Origin of the sequence: Pseudobutyrivibrio sp. MD2005 (genome assembly GCF_000621865.1) — a bacterium.
Classification (GTDB): domain Bacteria; phylum Bacillota; class Clostridia; order Lachnospirales; family Lachnospiraceae; genus Pseudobutyrivibrio.
In genome coordinates, this window is the sequence record NZ_KK211358.1 from 241,642 (window position 1) to 256,152 (window position 14,511).

Consider the following 14,511-nt stretch of genomic DNA (forward strand, 5'->3'; position numbering starts at 1 on the left):
ATTATTATCTCTCTTTACATATATATCGGCCGATTTGTCGCATTTCTCACTTTCAGCACTCCCGCTATTCACTGCGCCCCCAATGTGCATTGTGGCTCACGCTGTTTGGGCGTGTGGCCCCCATTGAACATTGCATGAATATTTGGTTTTTCTAATGGGCAATTTAGGCATGCTTATTTACATGTGTCTTTTGCAGGCCTGTACAATTTTGAAAAATGTTTTTTGGTTGGCGGACACACAGCATATTATTATTTGTACTTCTTAGACTGAAGGGGACTTGGTTGATTTTGGAGCGCGCTTAGTAACATAAAAGCAGGTTTTGCAATATATAGGTATGCGCTGCCATGGACGGCAGCGCAAGTGGTCACTTAAAACACGATGTTGAATGTGCCACGGTACCTATATATGCAAAACCTGCTTTGTTATGTTACTTAGCAAGCGTAATATGAAACCAAGTCCCCTCAGTCTGAGAAGTACATTAAAACCTAAAGTGTCCGCCAACAAAAGTCCTCAACGTTCGAAGTCGTCCTTGAGGACGCGGTCGTATTGGCCCTTGAACCAGGCGGCAATTCCTGCGGTGTTGTCGTTGTGGCGGCCATGCAATCCTTTTCCGTATACTTGGACGCCGGCAGAGTTTAGTTCGGATAAGAGTTTGTTGTAGGCTGTGTCGTCGTAATCATCCTCAAACATGTAAGAAACTATGAATTTGGTGTGGCTAAAATCGGTGTTTCTGACTTTGTTCCAGAATCTGTCATTGAGGGAATCTATGGCCTTTTTGTCCATGCCACCGCCATAGTGGTGAAGTAAATCAAGGGATGTAGGAAATCCCTTTGGTCGATTCAGCCTTTCATTGGCTGCTATGTCTCCTAAGCTGGCTAAAGGTTTTCCAAGAATAAGAGCATGTGGTTTCAAATCACATCCATAGTACATGGAGCCAATTGTACCCATCGATATTCCAGATAGGATTAGCTGGTCAGGATAAAAGCCAAGCTTGTTTAGATGGGAGTCTATAACTTGCACCATTAAGTCTTCAAATTCCTGATCACCTTGGTAGAAGCCACCACCTTCAAAGCGCTGCTCAGCAATTAAAAGGAATGGACAGCCCATTTTGCGCATCATCCAGTATCCTTCAAAGCCTTCCTGTGTTTTGTAGCCGGAAAAATAAACTGCAAGAGGAGGCTTCATATCCCCTGGATCAAAGTAGGAGAATATCTCTTCTCTTTTTGATGTTACATGCCTTTCACCTCCCACGAGAAATACACCTTCCCCGCGGCGAGAAAATCTATCGTGTAAAGCTATAATATCAAGCTTTCCTGTTCCTGCTGCATTTAATGATACAAAAACCGGGCCACGCCCTTTGGTTCCTTCAACTATTACAGTGTCATTTAAATCTTCTTCGGAAAACTCCCATGTGTCTAGTACTTCAGCAAGGGAGCCATTTACAAATTGCTTAACAGATAATGATATATTTATGCCAGGATCCTTTTTGTACTCAAGCCAAAACTCAATTGCCTGTCCTTTATTTATAGGAATGTTGCCTCGCCAGAATGCAATCTGATTCAGTTCACTGCCATAGTCTCCCTCAAGGGATACGCTGTACTGCCCATTCCACTTGATTGAACCTCTAAAGCCTTGAGCTATTCCAATGTTTGCAGGCTTAAACTTTTCTCCGTATGGTACTGCAAAATAATTTCTAGCATCATTGTCGATGAAACTCTGAATCTCCTCGGCCTTTAAAATCTTTCCAATTCGCCGCTCAAATAATGCATTTGTGACATCATCCATCTCAAAACTGTCAACCACAAATAACGAATAAGCATAAGATAGAGAAAAGACTATTTTCGCCTCGGCCTCTGTCAGGTTTCGCTCCAAGACTACTATTTCATATACCTGTTTTTCTTTCTTAATCTCTTCTGGACAAAATACTATTTTGATTGTTTCAGGAATAACATATTTCCTGCTCCAATCCTCTTCACCTATTTGATATATCCTTATTTTATCCATACCGTCTCCCCACTGATACAAAATAGCCCAGCCAGTATCTACCAGCCAGGCTAATTACTTTTTAATTAATGAATGCGTTCCTCAGGCTTTAATCCTAAAGGCTTATCAAGCAATGAAAATGCCGAAGCTAAAGGAACCAAGTATAGGGCCTTTGATAACTGAAGATATGAACCAAACTCATATCCCTGAAGGGCTATTACAATTATGCCAACGATAATAATTCCAAGCCAGATGCATAAGTCTAAAATGTTCTCGCCCATCAATGTCTTAATTATCATTACTACCACAAATAGGCCTACAAAAGCAATCCAAGGACTGCCACAAACAGTCTTAAGACCTTCGCCAAAAGAACCGATTGCTTTCATGTTTTGGTAAACAACCTGATTGAGGAAGCCCTCTCCATTCTTGAAATACCATAGATAGATTCCCATTGGAACTGCAACTGTAAGTATTCCCTCTATTATAGAGAACCAGAATGATTTGTACTGCTTGCCTTCTGTGCCATCAACTTTGAATTTTACTGCAAAGAATATAATAAGCACTACCCAAAGCCAAACATAAGCAGGCTGTAGGAAAAGTACCAGGCCTAAGTCAATAGCTAAAAGATATGCATGGTGAGATAAAAATCCTGACTTAAGCTGTCTTGAAATATGATAGCCGGTTAAGGTTACTATGAAGAACATAATCTCTTCCGCTCCTGCATGAGTAAGAGCGCCCCAGCCAAATATTGAAAGGAAAGCTGCTGAAATAAGAGCAAATATTTCAGAAGTGTAAAGCTTTGCTGTTTTATATAGGAATAATACAGTAAAGAAATCTAATACAGCTTCCATAGCAAACTGAAATGTATGAGTGTCTGTAGGGAGGAATCCAATTCCGTAGAATTCGTATACTACAGGTCCATAAATTCCATCTACTTCAACATAAGCCAAATAGCCTTCTCTGACAGAACGGGCAATATCTAAAATCTCATTCTGAACAGCTGTAAATTCATTTTGCATAAAAGGATTGAATGGGCTCGATAATAACACGATAAATGTTATAACCGCAACAGCTAAAAACTCCAAACACCTTTTTAGTTTAATATTCATAATGCACCCCCTACGATGTTAGTCACCTTTTACTAATGATATCACATTCAATCAATCAATTGGGTACAAAATCGTGACTATTCTATGAAATATTATCTCAAACAGCTTAACATATTCTTCTTTTCATACCATGACAAATCCCGAAAAAATGGAGCCAACCAAATGGTTGACTCCATCTATATCTACTTTATGGTTAATTTGAGGTTAGGTTTTTATTCTCCTCAGATATTACTAATCATTCTTATTATCTTTCCATTTAATAGATGTCACGATAACAAGTATGATTGCAAGAATTCCAATTAATGTAAGGATAATTGCATATCTCATTATGTTACTCATAAACTCTTCTTCAGCAGTAATACCCTTTGCCACTTCTTCGTCTTCGATATCGATGACATCCTGTGGTCCTGTAGGTGTATTGGCATCTTCTATAGATTCGCCATTCTGATCTTCATTTCCTCCGCCAGCGTTTCCGCCGCCTTCAGCCTGGCCTCCCTGGCCACCACCTGCAGCTCTGTTATTGATTGTTCCCTGCTGACGTGGACCAGAAACTGTCTGATATACATATTCTGGTGAGCCCTGTACAGTAGTAACAGTTGTTCCATCTGATATGTTCTCAGTTTCTGTTCTGGTTTCGTTTATGACTCCACCACCGCCTGTACCTTTAGTGTATACAAACTCAAATGCCTGGTTTGCTTTAACACTCTTGCAATGCAAGTTATAAGCATTTGGTGTATAACCGCTTACATATCTATAAGGAATGTAAATCTCTTCACCTTCTGCTGCATAGAATGTTTCAGTCTCAAGCAACTTAGTACCAGCTGTGTCCTTGTAGCTAACTGTGTAAGGAACTACAGCTCCAACACCGTAAGCTATAACATAAGAATCATCCTTTGTAACTGCAAATGCAGATTTGGTTGGTGCTGCATCTGCTCCGCTTCGTCTAATTCCCTTTACATAATACTTTGAATAGGAATCATCTGAAGCAGTAATCTTAACAATACTCTTAGGATTGATTACGATTTCATCATTATATGCAAGGCCCGAAATTGTAATGACCGTTTTGTCAGATGAAATCTTTACAACTGCGCCCTCACTCGAAACCGAAAGTCCTGAACTCCAATCAGTTGTAAAGCTTGCATTTTCTTCTCCAGTTCCGCCAAGCACGATATTGATTTTATATGTGTAATCAGCCTTAGCTATAATTGGATTTGCAATCATGAAGCTAAGCATAAACACTATCATCAGGAATGAGCAACCGATTCTTTTAATATTTTTCATATCAGGCTACCTCCTCCCTCTGCTTTTTGGAAATGATAAAGTAAAGTGCTATTAAAATAATTCCTGTTAACATTGCAGCTGTGCACAAAACTAAAGGTAAAAGCGAATCTCCAGTAATTGGATTTGCAAGTGGTGTTGCAGGTTCTTCGATGTAAACCACCTGTGTTCCACCTGGTGTTGTGTACACTACCTTGCTGCCTCCGCCAGTGTGATTTGTAACTTTATTAACTGTAGTGTTCTTTACAGTTTCCTCTTCAACCTTCTCTGCTCCAAATCTCACATCAAGAGTAGCCAGCTTTGCCATGTATGAATTATCCTGAGAGTTACCATCTAAGGATATCTCTATTGTTACTGTACCAGGATTCTTTTTATCTGGATCTGATGCAAGCTTGCCAATATTGAAGTATGCTCCACTTCCATCGCCTGCCTGTCCTTGGACCTGCTTAAGACCAGCTACCACATCATTGTCACCACCGATTGTCTCGCTATCGTAGATGACTGTTTCAGTACCATTTATTGTGTATGCCAACTTGTATGAATAGGCACCGCCTGCTGCATTCGAGCTTCCGCCTCCAATGCTTTTTTCTTCAAGTGAATTAATGATATCTGTGCTTAAGTAAAACTCTGCTGCATCTTTTGTAGCGTTGTAGTAATTTACCTTAAACACTATTGTGTCGCCAGGCATTGTACTGGTAATTGTAGATTTTGATACGTCATAGGTTGAGTCAAATCCACTTCCGTTGTAGGTTACATCCCATCCAACTGACTGTGTAGCAGCTTCAGCTTTTCCTTTTACTCCCATGAACCCAGTTGCTATCAGCATCAGAGCAAGGGCTGTATATAATATTTTTTTCTTCATCTCTTGCTCCTTTCTACTACTGAGCAGATACTCCGTTTACCTCAACAATATTTCCATCATCTACTGCATCACATGTAGCTCTTACTCCCCAGGCTGCATATATTGCATCTGCCCCATTATGAGTTTGAACTGCATCAGCCTGTAGTTCGATGTATACCTTTTCTTCATTGTAGAGATATATGTTTTCTACATAACTTGCAATTTCAGGAGAATCTGCATCCACCGGTACCACTTCAACATACTTTGTAATCTTATTGTCTATTTTGATGCCTGTGATGAAATCTACTCCGTTACCGCATCCCAAAGGAGATGTCAGGTAGTAAACTTCCTGTTCTTTTGTAGATTCATCCTCGTTTAAATACCAGCCATCAGCTACATAAATCTTAATCAGCTCAGGATCAAGATTTGTTTGCTTTCCATCATTGAACCAGCTTTTTCTAACTACAACTCTTACATATTCACTGTAGCCAGTTGTTTGATTTGAGTTATTAACAACCCTTACATTTTCTGCGTATTTCTTTCCAATTTTAAAGCTGGTATCATTTGCAACTGCTGAAAAACTTAAAGGCGTTTCCTCATCAATTGATTGATACTCTCCATCAACTTCTTCCATTAAGTCGATTGAAAGCTCTGCGGTAGAAAAGTTTACTCGCTCAATCTTGCTTTGATAGACCATTGCAGCTCTTGTTGCGCCTGCTGTGGATGCACCAATTATTAAGATTCCAACTGCCAGTAAAATCAGAGGGCTTTTTATTTTATTTTTCATATTCGTTCCCTCCTATCTACTGGTTTGTATCGGTCTGAGTTGATACTGCGCTATCCCAATCTGCAAATGGATTGCCAGCTTCATCATACTCAACCTTGGTTGCTTCCTGCACGATAACCACATTGAAATCTGTCAGCTCTCCATTATCAATCTTAAGATTAAGCTTACTGGTCGTTTCTCCAACAGCTACTATCGGACTGTAATAATAGTAACCATCGCCTCCCTTTGTCCAGCCAGAGGAATCTTGCATCGTAACAGTTATACCATCTGGAATGATTGCTGCAGCTCTAACGAACACATCGTAGTCTCCAGTATTGGTGATAGCAATTGTCTTAATCATGTTTTCAACATTATCCTCCATAGGAGTAAGTTCGCTATCCCCCAGCTTCACTTCAAGCATTCCTTCCGTTGAAACCGTATCTGTAAAATATGCTATGGCTGGCTTTACAGCAATTCCACTAATTAATATTAGTGCCATCGCTATTAGAACTAAACGCTTCTTCATACGCTACCTCCATCTTTCATTAGCGTGGTTCCATTGTTCCACGCCAAACTGGAACACCATCTTCTTCCTCAAATATATTTTCAGCGCTTATGCCGCCAACATTAAGTCTGTTATCATAATCGTTTTCAAAAGTTACTTCTGCTCTTTCCTCTTCAAGTTCATCAGCTACTATATATGCTTCTTTAGATGCCTCTGAAACTAACTTGTAGCTTGCTCCTGTATATACTTCAGTAACTGTTACTGTTGAATCTGCTGGAATGTTATGAATTGTTCTGGTACGTGTCTCTGGTCCATACATATCTATCGTATATACGTTACTGAATACCGTCTCTTCATCCCTTACTGCAGTTACCTTATATACAAATGCTGCAGTTCCTAAAGATGTATTAAATGTATCAAGAGTCTTTGTAATATCTATGCTTCCATATAGAGGTTCTTCCTCTGCTTTAAGAGTAAAGGTGCTTTCATAATTCCAAGTGTCATCACCAGCACCAGATTGGATGAATGTACTGGTAGGAGCAAATACTACATAAGATGTAAAGGTGTACGCATATCTTTTATCTGATATAGCAAGTGGCTTATAGAGATAAATTCCTGCACCGTTTTCAATCACTTTACTTCCAAGGTTAGTTTCGCTTCTGTCGATAGTAATCACATCATTTGTGCTCATGCCTTCTGTAGCTACCAGTGCTGGATTAACTATTTTATCTTTAATGTCATCCACTGTTGGTTTCTTATCTAGAACCGTAAGATCAATGTCTTTTCCTTCAAAGCTTGCTGTAAGGCTAGGTGTTCCAGATTCATCAAGTGTAGCGATCTTATATAATTCGATTGTAACAGTGCCCTTAAACTGAGTTGCGAACACTGATGTATCATCACTTGAAACCTGGGCCACGATTGTCACTGGTTTATCAATCTCAACCCTTGGGGCTGCATTGATTTTGTGTATTCCTACACTTGCCATTATGAGTATTGCAATTGATAAAAATATGAAGTTCCTTTTTACTATATTGATGTTTTTCACTGGCGACTCCCTTCCAAGCCCTCGGCTAAAAACTTATACCCACAGTACCTAGGAAAAAGCACTTATTAAATGCCCTTTCCTGGGTGCTGTTCCCTCTGGCACCTTCCTTGTGCCAGAGGGTTCACCCTTTTTTTACTTAACAGATTTATTCTTCTTATTTGAGAAGTACAAACCTGCTGCTAAGCTCATTAACAATACTCCACATCCTGTGAAAGCTGCTGTACCAGAACCACCAGTATATGGAAGTGTTGAAACTGTTGAATCATGCATAACAGCTAATGCTATCTGCTCGTTATCTGCCATTCTTTCTTGCCAAACTACTGTAACATCATTTGGATTTACCTTGTATCCAGGAGGAGCGATTACTTCGTGGAATGCATAAGTCTTATTATCTGCATCGAAACCTTCTACTGTAGCTGTTCCTACATCTTCACCGTCATCGGCTGTTACAATGTAGCAAGCTTCTGTAATTTTATCAGACCATCCTGATAGCTTTCCATCTGTAATAATTGCATATTTTCCATCGCTATTAACTACTACAAATGTAGCTCCTGCAAGTGCTTTAGGATTAGTAGAGCCTGCTTCATTCATCTTTGTAATCTTAAGCTTACCAGTGTAAGATGTTACCTTTGTTCCTGGCTTGTTGTTTATAGATGCAGTATTCTCAACGACTGTTCCTGTAACTATTGCTGTGTACTTCAGTGTAACTGTCTGGTTTGCATATAGATTATCCTGTGCTGGATTAGTACTATTAACTATCAGGTATGATAAATCAATAGTCATTGTATTATTTACAGGTTTAATCTCTAACTTTCTCTGATTTCCAAGTGAAACTGTTACTTCCACCTTATTGTTACCATTAAGCTTAAATACACCACCTGTAAGTTCATCATTGATTACGAGTGTTGTTTGGCTTCCATATGGAGAATATGGAACTGTAGTTGCAACTGTGTATTCAATCTCGTCACCAATCTGTACAAACTTGTTTGACTCTGCCATTGTTTTGCTTACAGTTTCTGGTGTCTTCTTTGCCTTAATTGTTGTATCAACTAAGCCTTTATTATCACCTGTCTGCTCATCAAAACCAATGTATGCAAGCATTAGATTGTATGTATAGCCTACTTGGCTACCTTTGATTACATAAAGACCAGCAGATGTAACTGTCATTGGATTGTTATTAAATGGTGTTGCAATACTTACATTTGCATCTTTGATTGCTGCAGCTCTTACAGATTCGCTAGCAGCTATGTAACCCTCAATCTGTGATTGTTCATCATTTCCAAATGATGCAAACAATGTCCTATAATCATCAACAATATCCCAGCCAGTTCTTGTTGTTGGATCTGCTACAATTACCTGCTCGTAATATAAAGTAGCTCCTTCAGCTCCAAGTACTGTAATTTTTGCACTCTTTTGAGTGTCAGCTGCTGAAACTGTGATAGTCATTCCTATGGCCATTATGAGCATCAGCATGAGTGCCAAAATCCCTTTCATTCTCCTCATAGCTTTTACCTCCTACTTTGCAAAACCCCTTTGTTTTCTTTTATTTCTATAGAATAGATATGACGATGTTAGCATCATAGCAATTCCAAGTAATGTGGTTTTGTAGATACCATCTCCACCTGTTTCTGGAAGTGTGTATAAGCTTAGGTTCAAGAATTCAAATGTGTATGTGAATTCTTTTCCGTTTCTTACTGGTGTCACTTCATATGTACCTTTGCTTACACCATCTTCAAACTTTTCAACTGTAGGAACATTTTCATTTGAAACTGTTATAATCCAGTATTCGCTACTAGCCATATGTCCCGAAGGGGCTTTTGTTTCAGTAAGTTTGTAGGTCTTGTTTGTAGCTATCTTTTCATTTTCAGCTAAGTTCCAAACTACTAAACCGTCTGTTGCACCACTCTGTACACTTTGTCCTGTGTAAGACTTACCATCTGCTGCATCTGTAACTTCCTCAAGTGCGAACTCTGCTCCATTTAGCTTTATTCCCTCTCCATCAACCTTGAAGATTTCCCATACATTTTTGAAATGTACCTGAACAACCGGATGTTTGAATGGGATTGGCTTTCTTTCGCCATCATAAGTACGAGTAACCTCTGCATGACTATTTGATCTAAATCCCTCACAGCCTGATGATGTCCATTTTTCCTCTGGTACGGTCTTGTTATCTGTTTCATCATCACCGATTGCGTTGTAACCACTTGCTATATATGTTTCGTATGCATAATCGCTTGGGATGACATTGAATACAACATAGTAATCATAAGTTGGATTCAGTTCATAGTCGTTAGGAAAATCTAGTGTCATTACTCCATCTGCATAAGTAGCTGTTAGCTGATATGTATTTCCTCCGTCAACCACATCAAATGTTGCCGCCTTTGTCATCACACCGTTTTCGTCTATGTAACCATTTTCATACGTAGATGTCTGCCAAACATCTACACCATCAATAGTTAGACCGATGTAGAACTCTGAATCAGGCTCAATTGTTACATATTCACTTAATGTATCTGTTATTATTACATCGCTGGCTTTATGTTCAGTAATTGTTTCTGTGAAATCTGATGTAGCTGTTGTCATAACCTTTCCAGCAAAGTCTTTAAACAGATTAACTATCTGACTTGATTGAACTTCAACTACTGTTGCATCACTTGTTTTAACTTGACCAGCTATTCTTTCAAGAATTTGTTTAGCTGTAAGGTTATCACCATGAACCATAAACTTTGAGCTACCAAAATCTACGCCGATTGCATAGAATGCGTCACAGGTAATTGTTCCAGCTACCTGAATAGCTTTATCATATGCAGTTATATCGAATTTACTTTTTTCGCCCTGATTATCGCCGTAAGCGGTAGGTTCACCATCTGTTAAGAATAAAACTATCTTCTTAGCATCTGATCTCGCTGTACCTAATTGAGTATTAGCAAGTCTAAGAGCTGCTTCGTAGTTTGTAGCACCACTTGCAGAAACATCATCAATATTCAAGCTGTCACTGGTAATCCAGTTATTTGTCTTTAAGCTTGCTGTACCACCAAATGTAACAATCTTCCAACGTGAATCTACACCTTTTTTTGTCTTGAAAATATCAGCCAGAATTTTTACAGCCTCTTTTGTATGAGCCATTCTACTGTTACTGTCCATGGAACCAGATTTATCAATAATAAGCACGATATCCACTTTTGTAGGTTCCATTGTGCTGGTATATTCGCCATTGAAGATAATATCTGATTCTTGATAATAAGGTGGTGTATACTTTAGTGCCAACTGATAATCGTCAGTGCTCTCATTATATTTGATGTATTTGTATACTTTTTCAGGCTGCTCATCGCTAGTAGTATGCACTGTCAAATAATTCTTATATATAACATCTGTAAGTACTCCTGGCGTAACAGAAACCTGAACTGTTCTAGGATCATCAACGCCTTGAACTACTGTTTCCTTTACTTCACCATTAACAATTACTTCTGTACGGAACTGATCTAATGTGTAAGCTCCGCCTTCGGCTACACCTATTTCTGAAATCTTATAATTTCCATCTAATGAAGCATCGTCTCCAAAGTATGCGCTTTCTCCTGTCTTTAATAAGAACTTGCCTGAACCATCTGTATGATAAGGAGTTCTTCCAATAAAGTACTTCACATTAGACATTGGAGTTCCGCTTTCATTCGTTAATACGAATTCATATTGTGTCTCGTCATCGGCACCAGCATCTCCTGTTGCCTTCTTTGTAATACTAAGATCTGCATCTCTCTCGTAGATGAAGGAAATAAGTACATGAGTCATGTTCTCTTGCTTAGACTGCATCCTTATTTTTGCTATCTCATCATTGCCATTAAGGATGTGCATATACTTGTAATAGCCAGTATTTCTGCCTGAATTTACTTGAGAGAATGTCAGTTTATCAACCTCATGGTCAACTCCGTTGTCATCTCTATATAATGCCTTTAAATATCTATAGCCATCAATCTCTCTTGTTCCAAATCTATCTTTTAATATTATGTCGTTTGGATGAACATCATTTTCTGAATCTGTTAAGTATGCTATTTCTTCATCCTCAACTGTAAACTCTACAAGTTCCTCATCAGTCTGAGTATAGAATGCTGTAACAATCTTTATATATCTGGTATAATTATTACTCGTCCATTTGATTACATAAGTAGAGAATGTATCGCTAGTAAATTCCGCCTGTGTGATTGCACTTTGTGAATCAAGTGATAAATCTGCTTTTCCCTGCTCTGAGAGATTTTCAAGATCATCATAATCCTCTTTGAAGTGAATCATTTCTACTTCTGTTTCAGCATCTTCGTCTTCTCCAATTGAATCAGGAAGCACTGCATTTTTATATTCCATTGTGACTGTTACATCACCATCTGGCTCAACTTCTTCATTTGTATCGATATCAACAAATGAAATATCGTATGCCAGGAATCCATACTCATCAGCTTCATTCATCTTTGTCTCTTCATTTAATTTGTCTTCAATCTGCTGATAAGCATCCTTTGTATCATCATCGTCAGCCTTGATTGGCTTAACCTTTAAATCTGCATTTTCTGGAATTGCTCCAGAAACTGTAACGATTACTTCATCATCTTCATAAATGAGAATAGGTTCGTTAGGTCTCTTATATTTACACTTAATACAAATGCCATCTTCATCGAATTCACAGCTTTCTGTGTATGCTTCGAATTCTTCACACTTGCCACATTTAACTGTATGTGTTCCGTCCTCGTTTGGCACGTATACTAATTCATGCTCACAAGCTGCAACAGCTTCTTCTTTTGCTAATAATTCCTTTTCAAGCTTTTCTAATTCTTCAAGTTCCTCTGGTGTTAATTCTTCACCATTTGCCTTCTTCTCTGAAAGCTCTTTATATCTTAATTCCTGCTCTGATAATTCTGTGTCATCTGTCTCCTGCTCTTTTAACATCTCATCAACAACACCAAGAAGTTCGTCTGTTAATTTGTCTTCCTCTGTTCCCTCGATTGTTGGATCAGTTGCTGGCTCTTGATTATCATCTGTAGGATTAGATATAATATTATCATTTGGAAGATTAGAATCGGCTACCGGCTCTCCACCTTCAAGTGTGGCAGGATCAGATACATCGTTGTTATCAGATGTAGCTGCTGGCTCTGTTGTAGGCTCTGCTGCTGGCTCAGCTGCTGGTTCTGATGCCGGCTCTGCTGCTGGCTCTGAAGCCGGTTCTGATGCTGGTTCTGATGCTGGTTCTGATGTTGATTCCGATGCTTCTTCTGATACCGTTGGCTCAGAAGAATCTCCTCCATCCTCTGCATCAGCAAAAGCACTAGCTGACATTGATAGATATAATGCAACTATTAAACTGAATGATATGATTCTATTAAGTAAAAGATTTCTTTTCATACGATTCTTCCTCACTAAAAACTGACTACAGAGACTGAATAGTTACGTTTAATAACTATTTGTAAGTGTATGTTAACATGCGTTGAGTGATAATTCTACCATTTGGCAGAAAGTGTCAGAATATTGGCAAGAACGTATTTAATTGTTTATACTATTTGTGAATAAAATGTGAACCAATGCACTTCATAACTTTTTGCACACCTGTTGCTTTATGGCACAAAAAAGGAAGCTCATTCGAGCTTCCTTTGATATTTATGACTTCTTGCTGACAGAACAATGAAATTGTCAGCAAGAATCCTGCTTTGCAGGACATGAAAATAGATAAATCTATTTTCATGGTATTTACGATTCCTGAAAAACTGATGTTTTTCAAGAATCTATACTAATAACTCATGCTTGGGGCCTGGCGTATTAGTACGAACTACATATTCTTGTTGCCATTCTTGATAAAATATGTTGTTTTTCTAATATTTCCATGCGGTAAAACTAGCAAACAACATATTATCAATATAATAAGCTTGAAAATATGTAGAATTACATATCACATGATTGTCTTTTATCAAAAATTGCACCGTAAACCACATACTTTCATATGATTAATTCTAATAATATGTAGAATTAGATTGTGCGCAATTCAACTATCGCTAAAAACCACATATTCTCAGTGTTTTCTTTTATTCAGTATGTAGTTTCTACACAATCAACCTAATTCAACATCAAAGATAGCTGCATGGAGCCATGCAGCTATCTTCTAATATAAATATTTAATTCACGCGACTTTAAGATTTAGTCCTCTGAATCATCATACTCTTTTTCTGTAATTCTTCTCTTGTCCATAGCCTTCTTGCCAGCTATTGCGCTGATGATGATTAAGATCCAATACCACCAAGCTCTTCCTCCAAGAATACCTCTTGTTGCTGCAAGTGGTGTCTCCTCGTCATCAATTGTAAGAAGATTTCCAGTTGGAGAAGTGATATCTTCACCTTCATCTAATCTTACTGCAAGAGGAACCTGCTCGTCTGCAATGCTTGTTCCACCAAATCCATTTCTTGCTCCATCACCAATCTCATTGAATGAAGTAACTGTAATTGTTGCATTCTCATCTGCCACTTCATTAAATGAAGAAGTATTTGTAGATGTTGTTGGTGCCACAGCATTTGAAGTGCTTGCTGATGATCCTGAGCTTGAGCCACCATTTCCAGAGTTGTCGCCTGTATTGCTTGTAGCTGCTGCACTGCTAGCAGACTCTGAAGCACTTGTGCTTGCTGATGTGCTTGCACTTGTTGATGCACTCTCACTTACTGATGTACTAAGTGACTGGCTTGCTCTTTCTGATGCACTGATGCTCATGCTCTCTGACAAGCTAAGGCTTACTGAAAGTGACATGCTAGAGCTAACTGACTCAGAAATGCTCTGGCTTACTGAAGCACTTGTTGAAAGTGAAGCTGATGTCGATGCACTTGTTGACTCACTCAAACTTGCTGATGTGCTCTCAGAAAGTGAAACACTTGTGCTTTCGCTTATTGATGCACTTTCGCTATTTGATACTGATGTACTTGTGCTCTGGCTTACACTTGTTGATGCACTTTCACTATTTGATGC

Annotated in this window: 10 protein-coding genes; all 10 read right to left on the reverse strand. The window is 38.7% G+C overall.

All coding sequences use genetic code 11. The features are described from left to right. Positions 1-510 precede the first annotated feature (510 nt). Entirely contained in the window at positions 511-2,004 is a 1,494-nt protein-coding gene (gene asp2 / locus T498_RS0110945) for an accessory Sec system protein Asp2 (protein WP_028235936.1), read from the reverse strand. A gap of 65 nt (positions 2,005-2,069) precedes the next feature. Then, a complete protein-coding gene (locus tag T498_RS0110950) occupies positions 2,070-3,092 on the reverse strand; it encodes a hypothetical protein (RefSeq protein WP_028235937.1) in 1,023 nt (340 codons plus the stop codon). A 231-nt stretch (positions 3,093-3,323) separates the two neighbouring features. After that, positions 3,324-4,373: a hypothetical protein gene (locus T498_RS16305; RefSeq protein WP_051524723.1), complete on the reverse strand. Its 1,050-nt coding sequence runs from the start codon at positions 4,371-4,373 to the stop codon at positions 3,324-3,326. A 1-nt stretch (position 4,374) separates the two neighbouring features. Continuing rightward, positions 4,375-5,232 carry a hypothetical protein gene (locus tag T498_RS0110960; RefSeq protein WP_028235938.1) on the reverse strand — a complete coding sequence of 286 codons (858 nt, stop codon included), beginning with the start codon at positions 5,230-5,232 and terminating at the stop codon, positions 4,375-4,377. 16 nt (positions 5,233-5,248) lie between these two features. Then, on the reverse strand, positions 5,249-5,998 hold the full coding sequence (locus T498_RS0110965; RefSeq protein ID WP_028235939.1) for a hypothetical protein: 750 nt from the start codon (positions 5,996-5,998) through the stop codon (positions 5,249-5,251). Positions 5,999-6,014: 16 nt separating this feature from the next. Next, positions 6,015-6,503, reverse strand: a complete 489-nt coding sequence (locus tag T498_RS0110970) for a hypothetical protein (protein WP_028235940.1) — start codon at positions 6,501-6,503, stop codon at positions 6,015-6,017. Between the two features lie 19 nt (positions 6,504-6,522). Further along, positions 6,523-7,527 (reverse strand): DUF5979 domain-containing protein, encoded by a 1,005-nt coding sequence (locus T498_RS16310; protein ID WP_051524724.1) that lies wholly within the window; start codon positions 7,525-7,527, stop codon positions 6,523-6,525. A 132-nt stretch (positions 7,528-7,659) separates the two neighbouring features. After that, positions 7,660-9,030: a SpaA isopeptide-forming pilin-related protein gene (locus tag T498_RS0110980; RefSeq protein ID WP_028235941.1), complete on the reverse strand. Its 1,371-nt coding sequence runs from the start codon at positions 9,028-9,030 to the stop codon at positions 7,660-7,662. A 12-nt stretch (positions 9,031-9,042) separates the two neighbouring features. After that, a complete protein-coding gene (locus tag T498_RS0110985) occupies positions 9,043-12,909 on the reverse strand; it encodes a DUF7604 domain-containing protein (protein ID WP_028235942.1) in 3,867 nt (1,288 codons plus the stop codon). Between the two features lie 786 nt (positions 12,910-13,695). Continuing rightward, the coding region (locus tag T498_RS17030) for a hypothetical protein (RefSeq protein ID WP_207638277.1) at positions 13,696-14,511 on the reverse strand (816 nt) is incomplete at its 5' end.

Excerpts from the sequence above, each read along its gene's own strand:
- asp2 (WP_028235936.1), bottom strand. The coding sequence starts at position 2,004 with ATGGATAAAATAAGGATATATCAAATAGGTGAAGAGGATTGGAGCAGG.
- T498_RS0110950 (WP_028235937.1), bottom strand. The coding sequence starts at position 3,092 with ATGAATATTAAACTAAAAAGGTGTTTGGAGTTTTTAGCTGTTGCGGTT.
- T498_RS16305 (WP_051524723.1), bottom strand. The coding sequence starts at position 4,373 with ATGAAAAATATTAAAAGAATCGGTTGCTCATTCCTGATGATAGTGTTT.
- T498_RS0110960 (WP_028235938.1), bottom strand. The coding sequence starts at position 5,232 with ATGAAGAAAAAAATATTATATACAGCCCTTGCTCTGATGCTGATAGCA.
- T498_RS0110965 (WP_028235939.1), bottom strand. The coding sequence starts at position 5,998 with ATGAAAAATAAAATAAAAAGCCCTCTGATTTTACTGGCAGTTGGAATC.
- T498_RS0110970 (WP_028235940.1), bottom strand. The coding sequence starts at position 6,503 with ATGAAGAAGCGTTTAGTTCTAATAGCGATGGCACTAATATTAATTAGT.
- T498_RS0110980 (WP_028235941.1), bottom strand. The coding sequence starts at position 9,030 with ATGAGGAGAATGAAAGGGATTTTGGCACTCATGCTGATGCTCATAATG.
- T498_RS0110985 (WP_028235942.1), bottom strand. The coding sequence starts at position 12,909 with ATGAAAAGAAATCTTTTACTTAATAGAATCATATCATTCAGTTTAATA.